This window comes from Actinomadura montaniterrae, from assembly GCF_008923365.1.
Lineage (GTDB): Bacteria > Actinomycetota > Actinomycetes > Streptosporangiales > Streptosporangiaceae > Spirillospora > Spirillospora montaniterrae.
In genome coordinates, this window is the sequence record NZ_WBMR01000193.1 from 1 (window position 1) to 17,538 (window position 17,538).

Annotated in this window: 17 protein-coding genes; 6 read left to right on the forward strand and 11 right to left on the reverse strand. The window is 72.9% G+C overall.

Annotated elements, in window-relative coordinates; genetic code table 11:
- Positions 1-635: LysR family transcriptional regulator (locus F9B16_RS39420; protein ID WP_151545343.1), on the reverse strand; the 635-nt coding region annotated here is incomplete at its 3' end.
- 117 nt (positions 636-752) lie between these two features.
- On the opposite strand from F9B16_RS39420, the gene F9B16_RS39425 reads away from it, so the two are divergent.
- Complete coding sequence (locus F9B16_RS39425; RefSeq protein WP_151545344.1) at positions 753-1,631, forward strand: NmrA family NAD(P)-binding protein; 879 nt, start codon at positions 753-755, stop codon at positions 1,629-1,631.
- A 22-nt stretch (positions 1,632-1,653) separates the two neighbouring features.
- Here the strand turns inward: F9B16_RS39425 and F9B16_RS39430 are convergent, their stop codons facing one another.
- The gene (locus F9B16_RS39430) at positions 1,654-2,592 is read right to left on the reverse strand and encodes a Rieske 2Fe-2S domain-containing protein (protein WP_225992351.1); all 939 of its coding nucleotides are present in this window, start codon (positions 2,590-2,592) and stop codon (positions 1,654-1,656) included.
- A gap of 268 nt (positions 2,593-2,860) precedes the next feature.
- On the opposite strand from F9B16_RS39430, the gene F9B16_RS39435 reads away from it, so the two are divergent.
- The 3 genes from F9B16_RS39435 to F9B16_RS39445 are packed head-to-tail and all read left to right on the forward strand — an operon-like array spanning position 2,861 to position 5,912.
- Entirely contained in the window at positions 2,861-4,129 is a 1,269-nt protein-coding gene (locus F9B16_RS39435) for an ABC transporter substrate-binding protein (protein ID WP_151545346.1), read from the forward strand.
- Entirely contained in the window at positions 4,129-5,064 is a 936-nt protein-coding gene (locus F9B16_RS39440) for a carbohydrate ABC transporter permease (protein ID WP_151545347.1), read from the forward strand. Before F9B16_RS39435 ends, F9B16_RS39440 begins: the two co-directional genes overlap by 1 nt.
- On the forward strand, positions 5,061-5,912 hold the full coding sequence (locus F9B16_RS39445) for a carbohydrate ABC transporter permease (RefSeq protein ID WP_151545348.1): 852 nt from the start codon (positions 5,061-5,063) through the stop codon (positions 5,910-5,912). Before F9B16_RS39440 ends, F9B16_RS39445 begins: the two co-directional genes overlap by 4 nt.
- Before the next feature lie 32 nt (positions 5,913-5,944).
- Here the strand turns inward: F9B16_RS39445 and F9B16_RS39450 are convergent, their stop codons facing one another.
- From F9B16_RS39450 to F9B16_RS39475, 6 genes are read right to left on the reverse strand one after another with little or no spacing between them, the layout of a single operon-like run.
- A complete protein-coding gene (locus F9B16_RS39450; protein ID WP_151545349.1) occupies positions 5,945-6,706 on the reverse strand; it encodes a DeoR/GlpR family DNA-binding transcription regulator in 762 nt (253 codons plus the stop codon).
- A 56-nt stretch (positions 6,707-6,762) separates the two neighbouring features.
- Positions 6,763-7,671 (reverse strand): carbohydrate kinase family protein, encoded by a 909-nt coding sequence (locus tag F9B16_RS39455; protein ID WP_151545350.1) that lies wholly within the window; start codon positions 7,669-7,671, stop codon positions 6,763-6,765.
- Positions 7,671-8,975 carry an alpha-glucosidase/alpha-galactosidase gene (gene melA / locus F9B16_RS39460; RefSeq protein ID WP_151545351.1) on the reverse strand — a complete coding sequence of 435 codons (1,305 nt, stop codon included), beginning with the start codon at positions 8,973-8,975 and terminating at the stop codon, positions 7,671-7,673. Before melA ends, F9B16_RS39455 begins: the two co-directional genes overlap by 1 nt.
- A complete protein-coding gene (locus F9B16_RS39465; RefSeq protein ID WP_151545352.1) occupies positions 8,969-9,817 on the reverse strand; it encodes a class II fructose-bisphosphate aldolase in 849 nt (282 codons plus the stop codon). Before F9B16_RS39465 ends, melA begins: the two co-directional genes overlap by 7 nt.
- The gene (locus tag F9B16_RS39470) at positions 9,805-10,689 is read right to left on the reverse strand and encodes a 1-phosphofructokinase family hexose kinase (protein ID WP_151545353.1); all 885 of its coding nucleotides are present in this window, start codon (positions 10,687-10,689) and stop codon (positions 9,805-9,807) included. Before F9B16_RS39470 ends, F9B16_RS39465 begins: the two co-directional genes overlap by 13 nt.
- Complete coding sequence (locus F9B16_RS39475; protein ID WP_151545354.1) at positions 10,689-11,558, reverse strand: SIS domain-containing protein; 870 nt, start codon at positions 11,556-11,558, stop codon at positions 10,689-10,691. Before F9B16_RS39475 ends, F9B16_RS39470 begins: the two co-directional genes overlap by 1 nt.
- Positions 11,559-11,765: 207 nt before the next feature.
- Between F9B16_RS39475 and F9B16_RS39480 the strand changes: the two genes are divergently transcribed.
- Complete coding sequence (locus F9B16_RS39480) at positions 11,766-12,164, forward strand: VOC family protein (protein ID WP_151545355.1); 399 nt, start codon at positions 11,766-11,768, stop codon at positions 12,162-12,164.
- A gap of 46 nt (positions 12,165-12,210) precedes the next feature.
- Here the strand turns inward: F9B16_RS39480 and F9B16_RS39485 are convergent, their stop codons facing one another.
- Positions 12,211-14,298, reverse strand: a complete 2,088-nt coding sequence (locus F9B16_RS39485) for a phosphocholine-specific phospholipase C (RefSeq protein WP_151545356.1) — start codon at positions 14,296-14,298, stop codon at positions 12,211-12,213.
- A 184-nt stretch (positions 14,299-14,482) separates the two neighbouring features.
- Here F9B16_RS39485 and F9B16_RS39490 point away from each other — a divergent pair, with 184 nt between their 5' ends.
- Positions 14,483-15,907, forward strand: coding sequence for an aldehyde dehydrogenase family protein (locus F9B16_RS39490; protein WP_225992352.1), 1,425 nt, complete (start codon positions 14,483-14,485; stop codon positions 15,905-15,907).
- 43 nt (positions 15,908-15,950) lie between these two features.
- Here the strand turns inward: F9B16_RS39490 and F9B16_RS39495 are convergent, their stop codons facing one another.
- Both F9B16_RS39495 and F9B16_RS39500 read right to left on the reverse strand, forming a co-directional pair.
- Positions 15,951-16,571, reverse strand: coding sequence for a TetR/AcrR family transcriptional regulator (locus F9B16_RS39495; RefSeq protein WP_151545358.1), 621 nt, complete (start codon positions 16,569-16,571; stop codon positions 15,951-15,953).
- A gap of 13 nt (positions 16,572-16,584) precedes the next feature.
- Positions 16,585-17,454: an oxygenase MpaB family protein gene (locus F9B16_RS39500; RefSeq protein ID WP_151545359.1), complete on the reverse strand. Its 870-nt coding sequence runs from the start codon at positions 17,452-17,454 to the stop codon at positions 16,585-16,587.
- Between the last annotated feature and the right edge of the window lie 84 nt (positions 17,455-17,538).

Below are 17,538 nucleotides of genomic sequence, written 5' to 3' on the forward strand. Positions count from 1 at the left end.
CCGCCGCCGTCCGGGCCGGGCGGCGGGCCGCCGAGCTCCGCGGGCCTGCCGTCGGGCAGCACCCGGCCGGCGAAGTCGGCCAGGGACAGCGAGGAGCGGGCGGCGAGGGGGTCGGACGCGGCGAGGGCGACCAGCCGGGGCTCGGTCAGCAGCGGCTCGGCGTCCAGGCCGCGGCCGTCGGTCAGCTCGGGGAGGACGGCGACGTCCGCGCGGCCGTCGCGCAGCGCCGCCTCCTGGTCGCCGCGGCCGCCGAGCACCAGCTCCACCGGGATCGCCTCCGGCTCGCGCCGGTAGGCGGCGAGGAACTGCGGCAGCAGCCCGGCGTCGAAGTCGGCCTTGAGCGCGAGGCGCAGTTCCGGGGCCGGACGTCCGGCGTGCGCGGCCCGCCGGGCGGCGGCGGTGATCGCCTCCAGCGCGGTCCGCGCGTCCCGCAGCAGCACCTCGCCGGCCGGGGTCAGCCCGACCTGGCGGGTGGTGCGCTCGAACAGCCGCACGCCGAGGCCGCGTTCCAGCTCGCGGATCGCCCGCGACAGCGGCGGCTGCGCCATGCCCAGCCGCTCGGCGGCCCGCCCGAAGTTCAGCTCCTCGGCGACGGCCACGAAGTACCTGAGCTGCCGCGACTCCAGGTCATTCATATCCCCAGGGTATCAATGCGGACCCGATCGATCCTTCAGCTTCGCGGCGGCCGCGACTTGACTGAGCGGTACCGGCGCCGTCCCGGCGCCGCCCTCACACCGCGTTCGGAGACTCCAATGATCGTCATCACCACGCCCACCGGCAGGATCGGCCGGCGGGTCGTCGACGGCGTGCTCGCCGCCGGGGCACCGGCCCGCCTGATCGTCCGCGACGCGTCCCGGCTGCCCGCCGGGGTCCGCGAGCGCGCCGAGGTCGTCGAGGGCTCGCACGGCGACCCCGACGTCGTGGCCAAGGCGTTCGCCGGCGCCGACGCCGTCTTCTGGCTCGCGCCGCCGGACCACCGCGCCGCGAGCCTCGACGACGTCTACTCCCGCTTCGCGCAGCCGGCCTGCGAGGCGTTCGAGAGCCAGGGCGTCCGGCGGGTCGTCGCCGTCTCGGCCCTCGGCCGCGGAGTGCTCCCCGACGCCGGCCACGTCACGGCGACACTGAAGATGGACGACATGATCGCTAGCACCGGCGTGCACTTCCGGGCACTGACGCTGCCGACCTTCATGGACAACATGCTCGGCCAGGCCGAGAGCATCAAGAACGACGGCGTGTTCTTCTCGGCGCTCCCCGCGGACCGCAAGCTGCCGATGTGCGCCTGCCGCGACATCGCCGACGCCGCCGTGCGGCTGCTGCTCGACCCGGAGTGGACGGGGCGCGGCGACGTCCCGGTGCTCGGCCCGGAGGACCTGTCGAACGACGACATGGCGCGGATCATGTCCGAGGTGCTCGGGCGGCCCGTCCGCTACCAGCGGGTCTCCGTCGAGGCGTTCGAGCAGAGCATGCTCGCGCGCGGGGTGTCCGAGGCGAACGCCCAGGGGCTGGCCGAGATGATGGTGGCCAAGGAGAACGGCCTCGACGACGCCGAGCCGCGCACCCCCGAGACCTCCTCGCCCACCACCTTCCGCCAGTGGTGCGAGGAGGAGCTGAAGCCGGCCGTCCTCGGCTAGCCCGCAGGGACGGGACGGGGCGTCAGGAGACCCGCGCCATCCGGCGGCGGGCCGCCCGGCCCATCCGCTCGCTCGGACCGGCGTGCGCGCCCTCGCCCTTGCGGGCCGGCGCGCCCGCCGGCGGCACGCGGACCTCGATGCGCCCGTCCCGGACCCGCGCCTCGAAGCGGGGCTCCGGCGTGCTGGCGGGGCCGCGCACGATGCCGCCGTCGGAGAGCCGGAAGGTGCTGTCGTGCCACGGGCACGTGACGCAGCCGTCCGCGATCGTGCCCTCGTCCAGCGGCCCGCCCATGTGGGTGCACGTGGCGGCCAGCGCGTAGATCTCCCGGTCCGCCCGGTAGAGCATGATCCGCACGCCGTCCGCCTCCACCGTCCGGTGCTCGCTGTCGGGAAGCTCGTCCTCGCCGAGGACCGGCGTCCAGTCCTGCGGGCCCTCCTGCCATGCGGTGCGGTTGACGTTGACGCCCCTCACGAAGGACAGGTGGCCGCCGAGGTAGGCGCTGAACCCGAGCACCGCGAACCCCGCGAGCCCGAGGGCCTTGCCGGCGCGCCGGTCCCCGCGGGCCCGCATGGCGATGGACGACCCGTACAGGGCCAGCGCCATGGTGTTGGCCGCGGCGTGGACCATGCCCACCCGCCGTTCGGCCCCGAGGGTGTCGGCCCAGTCGTTCAGCCCGGACAGGGCGGTCGGCACGGCCGCGGCCACGCCCGTGATCGCCAGCAGGTCGGCGGCGGTCTCGGCGTCGGGTCCCCCGGCGGCGTCCAGCAGCGTGGACATGCTCCAGGCGCCGACCGCCACGTCGGTGAGCGGCGGGTGCAGCGGATGGCCCAGGTAGGTCCCGCTGAGCAGGTTGCGGACGATCCGCGGCCGTACCACGCGCTGGACCGCGGAGCTCAGCGGTCCGGCGACCTTGTCCAGCACCTCCGCCTGCTCCAACCGGCGCACCATTCTGTGCGGCATGCTCACTGCTGCCTCCCCAAGGCCCAAGAGAACGGTCACGTCCCGCGACCGCACGACGTCGCTCGTCCGCTCCCTATCCGCCCAGCGTGATGCAAAACGCGTCCTCGGCAAGCAGGATCACGCATGTTCGCTGCAACATTGTGATCGATTGTCGGCGTTACCGACCAGCAACCCGCGAAGAGGTGGTGCGAACCCTTGCTCCATGAGCGATTGTGTTCTAAAGTGCCGCGCATCCTGCACAATCGAGCACGAGCATCTGGAGGCGATCATGAGGCAGCCGAGCGGTCGCCGGATCACCGCGCTGGTCACCGGGGTCGCCTTGGTGGCCGGCCTCTCCTCGGCCTGCGGCTCGGGCGGCGGCGACGCGAAGAAGATCACTTTCTGGCACGGGTACACCGACGTCCAGGCCGAGACGATCACCAAGCTCGTCGGCGAGTGGAACGGCGCCCATCCCGACCAGAAGGTCGATCCGGTCTTCAGCAACAACGACAACACGCTGCAGAAGACCCTCGCGTCCTTCGTGTCCGGCAAGGCGCCGTCGGTCGCCTACCAGTACGGCTCGTCGATCACCGCGCTGACCGGACGCCACCAGACCCAGGATCTCACCTCGCTGGTCAAGGGCGACCCGGCCGTCGACTGGAACGACTTCTTCCCCGCGGCCCGCCAGGGCGCCACCGTGGGCGACAAGATCTACGGGATTCCCGCGCTGGTCGACAACCTCGGCCTCGTCTACAACAAGAAGATGTTCGACGCCGCGGGCCTGAAATACCCGACGCCGGACTGGACCTGGGACGACTTCAGGAACGCCGCGAAGAAGCTGTCGGGGAACAACAAGTACGGCTGGGCCTACGTCAACGACGGGACCGAGGACACCGTCTGGCGCTTCCTCGCGCTCCTCTGGCAGGCCGGCGGTGACCTGCTCGACTCCGCGAACAAGAAGGCCGCGTTCAACTCGCCGGCCGGGCAGCAGGCCATGCAGTTGCTGCACGACATGGCCGTCACCGACAAGTCGGTCTACCTCGACACCGGCGACCAGCAGTACCTCAACCTGTTCAACTCCGGCCGCGTCGGCATGCTGTGGACCGGCCCGTGGGACCTCGGGCAGATCAACAAGGACGTCTCGTACGGCGTCCAGTACCTGCCCGGCAAGGCCACGCACGCGACGATCTCCGGCCCCGACTACTACATGCTCTTCGACAAGAAGGCGCAGAAGACCGCGTGGGCGTTCCTGAAGTGGCTGACCTCGCCGCAGGTCCACCTGCGGTACGCCACGCAGACCGGTGACCTGCCGCTGCGCGCGTCCGAGGAGAAGCTGCCGGGCTACAAGGACTACCTGGCCAAGTACCCCGGCAACAAGGTGTTCATCGACAACCTCAGCAAGAACGTCACCAAGGCGCGGCCGAACATCAAGCAGTACCCGCAGATCTCGCAGGTGCTCGGCCAGGCGGTGCAGGCGGTGCTGCTCGGCAAGAAGCAGCCGCAGGCCGCGCTCGCCGACGCCGCGAAGCAGGTCGACGACGTCCTGGCGGGCTCCTGATGGCGTCCACCGCGCTGACCGCGCCCGCCGCGAAGGACCGGCGGCCGCGCTGGTCGCGGCGGCGCCTCGGCGAGCACCTGGCGGGCTGGGGCTTCGTCTCCCCGGCCATCCTGCTGATCGGGATCTTCGGCATGCTGCCGGTGCTGTGGTCGTTCTGGCTGTCGTTCCAGGACACCGACCTGACCTCCCCCGGCACGTTCGCGGGCGGCGCCAAGTACGCCGAGCTGGTCAGGGATCCGCTGATGTGGGACGCCGCGAAGCGGTCGGCGATCTACACGGTGCTGTTCGTGCCGCTGACGATGGTGCTCGCGCTGCCGATCGCGGTGCTGCTCAACCAGAGGATCCGCGGCATCACGCTGTACCGGATGGCGGTGTTCGTCCCGCTGGTGACCTCGACGGTCGCGACCGGGATCATCTTCAACTGGCTGCTGAACCCGCAGTTCGGCCCGGTCAACGCCGCGCTGTCCAAGGCGGGCCTGCCCAAGCAGGGCTTCTTCCAGGATCCGAACCAGGCGCTGTTCGCGCTGGTGGCGATGACGGTGTGGGGGTGGCTGGGCTTCGCCGTCATCATCTACCTGTCGGCGCTGCAGAGCGTCCCGAAGGACCTGATGGAGGCGGCGGCGCTGGACGGCTGCGGCCGGCTGAAGGCGTTCCGGCACGTGGAGCTGCCGCTGCTGGCGCCCGCGTCCGGCTTCCTGGTCGTCTGGCTGACGATCAACTCGCTGCAGCTGTTCGACGAGGTGTACGTGACGACGAAGGGCGGGCCGCTGCGCGCCACGACCGTCCTCGTCTACCACCTGTACAACAAGGCGTTCGTGGACTTCGACGGCGGCTACGCGGCCGCGGTCGGCTGCGTGCTGTTCCTGGTGATCCTGCTGGTGACGGTCGTGCAGCTCGCGATCAGCCGCCGCACCTCCTTCTACGAGGGCCGATGAGCATGACGACGATGGACGCCCCGGCCGCGCGCCGGCTCCGGTTCCGGCGGCCGAGCCCGCTGCACCTGATCCTGCTGCCGATCGCGCTGGTGATGGTGACGCCGCTGCTCTGGATGGTGCTGCTGTCGGTCTCCACCGAGGCGGAGACCCGCCGGTTCCCGCCCGGCCTGCCGTCGGGGATCGAGTGGCACAACTACTCCGACGCGCTGCACGACGCGCCGCTCGGGCACTGGCTCGGCAACAGCGCGATCGTGTCGGTCAGCTGCGTGATCGGGAACCTGGTGTTCTGCTCGCTGGCGGGCTACGCGTTCGCCCGGATCCGGTTCCTCGGCAGCAGGGCGCTGTTCGTGGCGGTGCTCGCCACGCTGATGGTGCCGTTCCAGATCGTCATGCTGCCGATGCTGATCATGGTGCGGACGCTCGGGCTCACCGACACGCTCGGCGCGCTGATCGTGCCGAACCTGGCGACCGCGTTCGGGATCTTCCTGCTGCGGCAGTTCTTCATGACGGTGCCGCGCGAGCTGGAGGAGGCCGCGCGGATCGACGGCGCGAGCCGGCTGCGGATCCTGTTCCAGGTGATGCTGCCGCTGATGCGCCCGACGCTGGCGACGCTCGCGGTGCTGACGTTCCTGCAGACGTGGAACGACTTCCTCTGGCCGCTGATCGCGGTGCAGAGCCCGGAGCACATGACCGTCCAGCTGGGCCTGCAGACGTTCCAGGGATCGCACACCACGAACTGGCCGCGGCTCATGGCCGGCACGGTGATCAGCCAGCTGCCGGTGTTCGTGCTGTTCTTCGTCGCGCAGCGGTTCTTCGTGCGGTCGGTGGCGACCGCGGGCCTGAAGTAGCCCCCGGCCCGGGCGTCGAGGCGGCCGGGGCCTCAGGCCACGGTCACCTCGACGCCCGCCGCCTGGATCCGGTCGAGCTCGGCGCGGTCCGCGCCGGCGTCGGTGATCAGCAGGTCGACCTCGCCGATCGGGGCGATCCGGGAGAACGCGCGGTGCCCGATCTTGGACCCGTCGGCGAGCACCACGACCCGGCGGGTGGCCCGCATCAGGCAGTGGTCGGTGCGGGCCTCGATCTCGTCGTGGGTGCTGATGCCGGCCTCGGCGTCGATCCCGTCCACGCCGAGGAAGACCAGGTCGAGGCTGATGTCGGCGAGGGTGCGGTCGGCGATCGGCCCCACCAGCTCGTAGGACTCGGGGCGGACGCCGCCGCCGGTGACGACCAGGTCGATCGCGGGCCGCACGGACAGGTCGGCGGCGATGTTGAGGGCGTTGGTGACGACCTTGAGCGCGCGGCCGGTGGACAGCAGCCGGGCCAGCTCGGTGATGGTGGTGCCGCCGTTGAAGCCGACCGAGTGTACCGAGCCGTCGACCAGCCGCACCGCGGCCTGCGCGATGCGGCGCTTCTCCTCCTGGCTGCGGCCGCCGCGGTAGCGCATCGGCAGCTCGTAGATGACCTCGGCCGCCATCGCGCCGCCGTGCGTGCGCTTGAGGAGCTGCTGCTCCTCGAGCACCTGCAGGTCGCGGCGGATCGAGGCGGGCGAGGCCTGCAGCTCGGCCGACAGGTCGACCACGCTGACCGAGCCGTGCTCGGCGAGCCGTTCGAGGATGAGGGGGAGACGGTCCTGCTGGCGCATCCGATCATTATAGAGTACCGAGGATGCGCGAACGTAGCTGTTTCAGCCGGAAATAATCAGGCAATTTGCGCGAGTGCTTCGGCGAGCGTCGGCTGCCCCGCCGTGCCGCCGACGGCGCGCGTGGACAGCGCGCCGCACACCGCGCCCAGCGCGAGCGCGTGGGCGAGGTCGCCGCGGTCGAGCCAACCCGCGAGGAAACCGGCGTCGAAGCTGTCGCCCGCGCCGACGGTGTCGACGGGGTCGGCGCGCGGCGCGTCCGCGTGCACGACCTTCCCGTCCCGCAGCGCGTCGGCGCCCTGGCCGCCGCGCTTGACGACCGGGACGCAGCCCGCCCCCGCCAGCGCGGCCAGCGCGTCGGGGAGCGTGTCCCGGTCGCTCAGCGCGAGCGCCTCGGCCTCGTTGGGCAGCAGGAACGTGCACTCGGCGAGCAGCCCGGGCGCGAGCTCCCAGCGCCCGGACGGGTCGTCGTTGGTGTCCAGCGAGGTCGTCGCGCCGGACGCCCGGTGCCCGCGCAGCACCGCCGGCAGCGCCTTGGCGAGCCGCGGCTGGAGAAAGTAGGACGCGGCGTGCACGTGCCGGGCCGCGACGTCGGGGACGTGCTCGGGCCCGAACTCCGCCAGGCACCCGGACGCGGTGAGGATCGCCCGGTCGCCGCCGGGCCGGTTGAGGCACACGGTGAGCGCGGTCGGCAGCGCGTCGTGCCGGACGACCCAGGACACGTTGACGCCGGCGCCGCTCAGCGCGTCGAGGACGAAGTCCCCGGCGGCGTCCCGGCCGACCAGCCCCGCGAACGCGGTGGCCAGGCCGAGCCGGGCGGCGCCGTGCGCGGCGATCGCCGCGGACCCGCCGAGCGCCAGCACACCGCCCCCGACGAGCGTCTCCGCCTGCCCGTAAGGCGGGACGTCGGGGGCGCCGTGCACGAGGACGTCCGGGTTGGCGTCCCCGACGACCAGCAGGTCCAGCATCAGTTCCTCCGGAGCGCGGCGGGCAGCGCGTCGCCGTGCGCGGCCGTGAGCGCGTCGCACAGCTCGGCGATGCGCTCGACGGGCAGTGCCGCGGCGGTCGCCGGGTCGCACATCGCGGCGTGCCGGACGTGCGCCGGGTCGCCCTCGACGGCGGCGGCGACGGTCAGTTCCACCACGTTCAGGAAGCTGCGGTTCAGCGCCGCGAGCTGCGGCGGCAGCGCGCCGACGTGGTGGGGATGCACGCCCATGCGGTCGAGCGTGGCGGGGACCTCGACGCCCGCGCCCATCGGGAGGTTGGTGATCAGGCCGGTGTTGGCGGTGGTCACCTGGATGGTGCGGCGCTCGCCGGTGGCGAGGCTGTGGATCACCTGCGGCGCGTACTCGGTGGCGTCCTCGTCCTCGCGGGGCGCGGGGTACTCGCCGCGGGCCAGGCAGTCGCGGACCCGCGCGTACTCGGCGAGGTTCCCCTCGCTGATCTTGACGTAGTCGCCGACCGGGATGCGCAGCCGCTCGATCTCCGCCTCGTCCTTGAGGTACCAGGGGACGTACTCGGACGAGTGCTCGCTGGTCTCGGTCGGGTAGCGGCCGAAGCGCCGGTACATGTCGACGCGCACCCGCCGCCGCAGCTCGGGGTCTGCCTCGATGGCGGCGTCCAGCGCCGGGTACAGGTCGCGGCCCTGGTGCTCCCACTTCAGCACCCATGCCTGGTGGTTGACGCCCGCCGAGTGGTAGTCGACCTCCTCGTACGGGACGCCGACCAGCTCCGACAGGTCCCGGACGGTCCAGTACACCGAGTGGCACAGCCCGGCGGCCTTCACCTTCGGCGCGACCGTCGCGAGGTACTGCAGGTTCATCGCCATCGGGTTGGTGTAGTTGAGCAGCCACGCGTCCGGGCAGACGACCTGGATGTCGGCAGCCAGGCCCTCCAGCAGCGGGAACGTGCGCAGCGCGCGGAAGATCCCGCCGATGCCGAGGGTGTCGCCGATGGTCTGCCGGACGCCGAACTCCGCCGCGACCTCGAAGTCCTTCAGCGTCGCGGCGTGCCCGCCGACCGCGACCATGTTGACGACCACGTCGGCGCTGTCCAGCGCGCGGCGGCGGTCCAGCGACGCGGAGATGACGGGCGCGGCCCCATGCTCCTTCGCGGTCAGCTCGGCCAGGCCCTCCGCGACCTCGAGCCGCTCGGGGTCGATGTCGTGCAGCGCGAGCCGGACGCCGCCGAGCTCGGGGTAGGAGAAGATGTCGCGGAGCAGCTGGCGGGTGAACTCGACCGAGCCGGCGCCGACGAAGGCGATGTTCAGCATGCAAGTCGTCCAATGCTCTCGGCGGGACGGGGCGCGATGACCTCCAGCAGGTGCGCGACCTGCTCCCGCATGGCGTCGCGGGCGGGCGCGAGGTAGCGGCGGGGGTCGACCCCCCGGTCCAGGTTCGCGCGGACCGCCCCGGTGAAGGCGATGTTGAGGGCCGTGCCGATATTGATCTTTGTCATTCCCTGACCGACGGCGCGGCGCAGCTCGTCGTCGGGCACCCCGGACGAGCCGTGCAGCACCAGCGGGACCGGCACCGCGTCGCGCAGCCGCGCGATCAGGTCGAGGTCGAGCGCGGCGGTGCGCTCGGTCATGGCGTGCGAGCTGCCGACGGCGACCGCGAGGGCGTCGACGCCGGTCGCGGCGACGAACGCGGCGGCCTCGCCGGGGTCGGTGCGGACGCCGGGGGCGTGCGCGCCGTCCTTGCCGCCGACCTCGCCGAGCTCGGCCTCCAGCCAGAGGCCGTGCTCGCGGGCCCAGGCGGAGGCCGCGGCGGTTCGGGCCACGTTCTCGTCGTAGTCGTGCTCGGACCCGTCGTACATCACCGAGCCGAACCCGTGGTCGGCGGCCTGGTGCATCAGGTCCTCGTCGGTCACGTGGTCCAGGTGCAGGGCGACGCGCGCCGCCGAGCCCTCCGCCACGGCGCGGGTGGCTGCGGCGATGGGGCCGAGCCGCCCGCCGTGGAAGCGGACCGCGTTCTGGCTGATCTGGCAGATGACCGGACGGCCGGTCTCCTCGGCCGCCGCGACGATCGCCTCGGCGTGCTCCAGCGTGATCACGTTGAACGCGGCGACGCCGTGGCCGGGCCGCACCAGCTCGGCCGTCCTCACCAGGGGCATGATGTTTCCCTCACCTTCGTGGCCCGGCGGTGCCGCCGGAGAACGTCGGGGTCGAACTCGCCTGCGGCGGGCGCGGCGACCGCGGCGGCCGACAGCGCGACGGCCTCGCCGAGCGCGCGCGGCCAGGGCGTCCGGTCGCGGAGCGCGACGGCGAGCGCCGCCGCCGCGGCATCTCCGGCGCCTGTCGGGTTGCCGGCGACGACCTCGTGCGGGACGGCCTCGAAGCAGCCGCCGGGCGTGACGGCGACCATGCCGTCGGCACCGCGCGAGACGACCAGCGCGCCGGACTCCCCCAGGGCGGCGGGGTCCAGGCCCGCCGCCGTCATCTCGGCTTCGTTGGGTTTGAGCAGGTCGGGACGTGCTTCGGCGGCGGCGCGCAGGGCCGGGCCGCCCGCGTCGACCAGCACCCTGGCGCCCGCGTCCCGCGCAAGCCGCGTGAGGACGGCGTAGGCGTCCTCGGGCAGGCCCGGCGGCAGGCTGCCGGACAGCACCGCCACCGACGCGCCGGCGGCGAGCGCCGCGAACGACTCCTGGAAGGCCGCCCACTCGTCCGGACGGACGTCCGGCCCCGCCTCGTTGAAGATCGTCGCGTCGGTGTCGACGACCGTGACGGTCCGCCGCGTCTCCCCCGCGATGGCGGCGAACGCGTGCGGGACGTCCAGCGCCCCCGTCACCAGGGCCCCGGTGGCGCCGCCCGCCAGGCCCGTCGCCAGCGTCTCCTCGCCGAGCGCGTGCAGGACGCGGGCCACGTTCAGCCCCTTGCCGCCGGGACGCTCCAGCACCGACGCGACGCGGTGCGAGCCGTGCGGCGTCAGCCTGGGGACCCGGTAGGTCACGTCCCAGGCGGGATTGAGGGTGACCGTGAGGATCATCAGGACAGGATGATCGAGCGGGTCAGGTTGCGCGGCTTGTCCGGGTCGAGGCCCTTGGCCTCGGCCAGCGCCACCGCGAGCCGCTGGGCCCGCACGAGGTCCGCCATCGCGTCCGTCCCGGCCGCCTCGACCAGCGCCCCGGTGGCGGCGACCTGCTCCGGCAGGCCCTCCGGCGGCGTCCCGAAGAACCAGGTCAGGCTGTGCTCGTCGGTCACGCTGATCGGGCCGTGCCGGTACTCCATCGCCGGGTAGGACTCGGTCCACGCGCCGGCGGCCTCGCGGACCTTCAGCGCCGCCTCGTTGGCGATCCCGTTCGTCCAGCCCGCGCCGAGGAAGGTGAACTGGCCGCGCTCGACGGCGCCCTCGGGCAGCGGCGCCTCGACGGCCGCGCGGCACTGCTCGACCACGTCCGCGGGCAGCAGGCCGAGGTGCGCGCGGAGCAGCGCGAGCGCGGTCGTCGCGAACCGCGTCTGCACGACGGAGCGCTCGTCGGCGAAGTCGAGCACGACGCGGCGGCCGGCCAGGTCCATGATCGGCGTCTCCGGGTCCCCGATCAGCGCCGTGGCCGGCAGGTCGGTCCGGCGCAGCAGGTCCAGGACCTCGGTCGTGGTGCCGGAGCGGCAGATCGCCACCACCCGGTCGTAGCGGCGCCCGTGCGGGAACTCCGACGCCGGGAACGCGTCGCTCTCCCCCGCCCCGGCCGCCTCCCGCAGCGCCGCGTACGCCTGGGCGATGAACAGCGACGTGCCGCATCCGACGACCGCGACGCGCTCGCCCCGCGCGGGAAGCCCGTCCACCCCGTCCGCCAGCTCGGCGGCGCGCTCCCAGCAGCGCGGCTGCGACGCGATCTCCTCAAGAACGAACGACACCGAGGCTCCTAATTGCTCGTTTGTGCGCCTTATGCGCCAGTAACGTACAAGAATGAGCACATGTCGGCAAGTACTCCGTCAAGGCGCCCTGCTCGGCCGGGCACGCTCCCGCCGCACCGGAATCCGGTGCCGGCCATGCGATGAGTTCCGGGCGCTCCCCTGGTCTGCCTCAGTGAAGGACCGACCGACACGAGAAGGGGAACCGCCATGAGCGACACGACCACCACGGGAACCGTCCGCAAGGTCGCGAATGTGATCATCCCGGTGCGGGACCAGGACCGGGCGCTGGAGTTCTACTGCGGGACGCTCGGCCTCGACAAGCGCGTCGACCAGCCGTTCGGCGGCGGCTACCGCTGGATCGAGGTCGCCCCGGAGGGCGCCGAGACGCCGATCGCGCTCTGCCCGCCGCCCGAGGGCACCGAGGCGGGCGGCCGGGACACCGGCATCGCGCTGGCGACCGCCGACGTCGACGCCTGCCACGCGCGGCTGAAGGCCGCCGGCGCGGACGTCGACGCCGAGGTGAGCCGCATGGGCGGCCCGGTGCCGCCGATGTTCTGGTTCCGCGACCCCGAGGGCAACACGCTGATGTTCGTCGAGGAGGCCTGAGCCGCCGCCCCGCCTCGCGCCGAGCGGGGCGGCGGACGCCGTCCGGTCAGCCGGAGACCGACGGGCGGCCGTTCTCCAGGTGGCCCATCAGGCGGCGGCGGAACGCCGCGTCCTCGGCCGTGCGGACCTCCACGTCGTACCAGCCGTGCTCGGTGGGCCAGGAGACCGTCACGCTCTTGCCCGCGGCCACCGTCGCCTTGCGGGTCGCCTTGCCGTAGGCGAGGGCGGCCAGGGTGAACGTGAGGGGCCGCGTGCCGCGGTTCCGGACGGTGATCTGGATCCGGCTCGCATCGGCTGCGGCGCGGGACGTCACGTCCGCTTGGGCGGCCGCACCGGAGGCCGACCCCGCGAACTCGCGCCGGAACCCGTTCGGGCCCGTCAGCGTGAGACGGTACCGGCCGTCCTTCAGCGCGATCCGCTCGACCACGCGTCCGGCCACGTCGTAGTGGCGCGGCGTGGCGAACTCGCCCGCGTACGGGTACAGCGCGAGGTGCGAGGCGCGGGTGCCCCGCTCGGTCATCGTGACGGCCAGGGCGCCCCCGTCGAGGCGCGCCGACGCGTCGGTGCGGTACGGCAGCGGGCGCGCCGGCCGCGTCCCCGGCTCGGGCACGGGGTCCTTCTGGACGACGGGAGGGAGCGCCGGCCAGCGCAGGTAGAACTTCGGCGGCGTCCCCGGCTGCGGGACGGACGGCGGACCGGCGGTGCGCCGGAAGTCGAACGCCGAGGTCAGGTCGCCCGCGACGGTCCTGCGCCACGCGCTGATGTTCGGTTCGCGGACGCCGAGCCACCGCTCCAGGAAGCGGATCGTCGAGGTGTGGTCGAAGACCTCCGAGCAGACGTACCCGCCGGCGGTCCACGGCGAGATGACCGTCATCGGTACGCGGAAGCCCAGCCCGATCGGCTTGCCGTCGTCGTGCTCGTCGGCGGCGTCCGCGGGCGGCAGCGGCGGCGGCACGTGGTCGAAGTAGCCGTCGTTCTCGTCGAACAGCAGGAACAGCGCGGTGGTCTCCCACGTCCGCCGGTCCGAGGCGATCGCGTCGAGGACCTGGTAGGTGATGCCCGCGCCCTGGATGGGGCTGCCGGAGCCGGGATGCTCGGACTCGGCCGCCGGCGCGACGATGTAGGACACCGCGGGCAGCCGCCCCGCCTCGACGTCGGCGCGGAACGCCGCGCCGAGCGTGCCGCCCTCGCTCCGCCGCAGCGCGCGCTCGAACAGGTCGCGCTCGGGCCCGGGAAGCGCCGCGACGCCTTGGTCCAGCGCCGCGAGCATGGCCTTCCGGTCGCTCTCGCCGGCCTTCGCGACGGCGCCGTAGAACTCGGTGAGGCTCTTGTACGAGCCGGCGGGGGCGAGCGCCTTACGCATGATCTGCTTGAACGTGGTGAGGAACTCCAGCGGGTTGTCGGTGAAGTTGTCCCACTCCTGGTACACCTTCCACGTCCGGCCCGCCTTCGACAGGCGCTCCACGTAGGACGTCAGCGCGTACCCGGGGTGGTTCGCCTCGTCGTAGGCGTCGTTCTCGACCGCGCGGTGCCCGTTCTGCTCGTAGCCGATCGTCCCGGTCCAGTGGTACGTCCTGTTCGGGTTCGTGGGGCCGAACACCGAGCAGTGGTAGGCGTCGCAGACGGTGAACGTGTCGGCCAGCTCGTACTGGAACGGCAGGTCCCGGCGGTCGTAGTGGACCATCGTCGGCATGAGCTTGGCCGCGATCCAGCCGTCGTGCCATCCGTCGCCGCGCGCCTTCTGGCCGGTGTCCCAGCCGTGGTCGACGCCCGCGATGTAGTTGACGTCCGTGAACGGCCCGTGCCCGACCGCGTCGCGGGCCAGGAACGGCTTGACGCGCCGCAGCACGCCCGGCTGCTCGAGCACCGGGTGCCCGTCGCGCAACTCGATCGCGTTGCGGTCGCCGTAGCCGCGCACGCCGCGCAGCGTCCCGAAGTAGTGGTCGAACGCGCGGTTCTCCTGCATGAGGAACACGACGTGCTCGATGGACTCCAGCCCGCCGGGCTTCACCGGCTGCGCGAGCGCGGCGTGCACCGACGGCGGCAGCAGCGAGGCGGCTGCCGCGCCGCCGGCGACGCCGGCGCCGGTGGCGAGGAAGGAGCGGCGGGAGGGACCATCGCGGCGAGGGCTCATGACCGCACAGCGTGGGCCGCGCGGGTAACGGGAGGACCGCGATCACGCGTCCGCCCGGTAACGAACATGAAAGACATTCACATGAGTTCCGGCGGCGCGCCCGGGGCGGGCGTTTACCGGACCGAACGGGTTTCGTATGTTGAGCCTGCAACGAAAAAGGCCAGTTCCCTGCCGGAGGAAGCCCGTGGACCACGTCAAGCAGTTCTACATCGGCGGCCAGTGGGTCGCGCCCCGCACCGACACGACCCTCGAGGTCATCAACCCGGCCACGGAACAGCCGATCACCTCCATCGCCATGGGCGGCGCCGACGACGTCGACGCCGCCGTCGCCGCGGCGAAGGAGGCGTTCGAGACGTTCTCCCAGACCACCAAGCAGGAGCGGCTCGACCTGCTCGACGCCGTCATCGCCGTCTACACCCGGCGGATGGAGGAGCTGGCCGACGTCATCAGCCAGGAGATGGGCGCGCCCCTCTCGCTGGCGCGGGCCGCGCAGGCCGTCGCCGGCCTTGGCCACCTCGGCACCGCGCGCGCCGTGCTCGCCGACTTCGAGTTCGACCGCCCGATGGGCGGCACCCTGGTCACCCGCGAGCCGGTCGGCGTCTGCGGGCTGATCACCCCGTGGAACTGGCCGCTGAACCAGATCGCCTGCAAGGTCGGCCCGGCCCTCGCGACCGGCTGCACGATGGTGCTCAAGCCGTCGGAGGTCGCGCCGCTGAACGCGATCCTGTTCGCCGAGATCCTCGACGAGGCGGGCGTCCCCGCGGGCGTGTTCAACCTCGTCAACGGCGACGGCCTCGGCGTCGGCGCGCCGCTGTCGGCGCACCCCGACGTCGACATGGTGTCGTTCACCGGGTCCACCCGCGCCGGCATCGAGGTCGCCCGGGCCGCGGCCCCGACCGTCAAGCGGGTCGCGCAGGAGCTCGGCGGCAAGTCCGCCAACATCATCCTGGACGACGCCGACCTCAAGGCGGTCATCACCCGGGACGTCGGCAACATGTGCACCAACTCCGGCCAGTCGTGCAACGCCCCCAGCCGGATGCTCGTCCCGGCCGCGCGCATGGACGAGGCCGCCGCCATCGCCGCGGAGGCCGCCCGCGACATCGTCGTCGGCGACCCGCGCGAGGAGACCACGCGGATCGGCCCGGTGGTGTCGGCCACCCAGTACGGCCGCATCCAGCAGCTCATCGAGAAGGGCATCGGCGAGGGCGCCAAGCTGGAGGTCGGCGGCCCCGGCAAGCCCGAGGGCCTGGAGACCGGCTACTTCGTCCGCCCGACGGTGTTCTCGCACGTCTCCAACGAGATGACGATCGCCCGCGAGGAGATCTTCGGGCCGGTGCTCGTGCTGATCGGCTACGAGGACGACGACGACGCGGTGCGGATCGCCAACGACACCCTCTACGGCCTGTCCGGCTACATCTCCGGCAGCGCCGACCGCGCCAAGGCGGTGGCCCGCCGGCTGCGCACCGGCAACGTCCACCTCAACGGCGCCGGCCCCGACTTCAACGCCCCGTTCGGCGGCTACCGCCAGTCGGGCAACGGGCGCGAGTGGGGCGCGCTCGGCTTCGAGGAGTACCTCGAGACCAAGGCCATCATGGGCTACAACGCCTAGCTCGGCGACCGGTGCCCGCCGCGGCGGGCACCGGCGAACCGGGTCAGCGGATCATCGGGACGAGGTAGCGGACGGCGAACGCGCGGGCGCCGGCGTCGTCCAGCGGGATGTGCCCCTCCGGTGTGAGCAGGAGCGAGTGGGTGAGCCGGATCAGGATCTCCGCCACCACCTCGGGGTCGAACGCGCCCGCGTCGCCCTGCCGCTGCGCGGCGCGCAGCCGGCGGGCCAGGTAGCCGCGCGCGGCGGCGAGCAGCGGCCCGGCGCGGCCGGTGGCGTGCGGGAGGAGCAGGTCGGGCTCCAGGACGAGCAGCCGGTTCACCAGCCGCTGCTCGCGGCTGATCCGCAGCGTCGCGACGAACCCCTCGACGAGCCGCTCCTCCACCGTCGGGCAGGCCGCGACGGCGGCGTCCAGCTCGGCGAAGAACCGCCGGGCCTCGCGCAGCAGCACACCCGTCACCAGGTCGTTCTTGGTCGGGAAGCGCCGGTAGAGGGTGGCGCGGCCGAGCCCGGACGCGCGGGCGACGTCGTCGACGGTGGTGCGGCGCAGCCCGAACGTCCCGTACAGCTCCAGGGCGGCGTCGAGGATCCGGTCGACCTGCGGGCCGGACACCGCCGGGCCGGCGAGCAGGTCGGGCAGCGGCGCCCCGTCCGTCGGCTCGGTCATGATGCCCCCGAGCCTAGTGCCCGCGCCGGGCCCGCCGCATGGCGCGCGCCGCGATCGGCGAGTAGCGCAGCCGGTCGACCAGCACCCGGTCGCCGGCGCGCATCGCCTGCGCGAACAGCCGGAAGCGCCGCTCGTCGGCGGGCGTCCAGCGCAGCCCGAACCGGTCCCGCAGGACGGGCGGGAGGCAGCCGACGCCCATCCGGCCCAGCATGACGGTCGGCGGCCCGGCGACGCCCGACCAGGCGAGGTCGGGCAGCGGCCAGCGCGGCGGGGGCGGCAGCGGCCTGCGGTCCAGCTCGATGAGCAGCCGCACCGTGGCGTTGTCCTCCAGCCGCTCGTTCACCATCGTGTCGAAGTAGTCGCGGAACGCCTCCGGGCTGCCCGGGATGTGGCGTTCGGTGATGCCGAGCGCCAGCGCGAGCCGCGCCCATTCGCCGTGCAGGACGCGTTCGCGCTCCGGCGGGATGGGCGTGCCGAACAGCCGCTGCGTCTGGATCATGCCGTGCAGCAGGGTGGCGTGCACCCACAGGTAGGCCTCGGGGTTGAGGGCGTGGTAGCGGCGGCCCTGCGCGTCGACGCCCTTGATGTCCTTGTGGATCTCGCGCAGCCGGGCGGCCTCCCGCCGGCCGCGCCCCTCGCCCCGGTAGCCGAGGAAGTTCATCGTCGACTCGCCGGTGCGCAGGAGCCGCCCCCAGCGGTCCTCCAGGAACTCCGAGTGCTCGGCGACCCCGGCCCCGACGACCGGGTGCGCGACCTGCAGAAGCAGGATCGCCCGGCCGCTGAACGCGCTCCGCCAGTCCCCCGCGTACCGCCAGATGAGGGAGCCGGGTCCGGGGATGGCGCCGGCCTCGGTCCGACCCGGCTGCACGTCGACGTCGGTCATGTCGCATCACCCGCTCTGAGACGTTGATACATCTTTTGTATCAAGCCTTCAGCACGGCGGCCAGGGTCACAGGGTGTCGAAGAG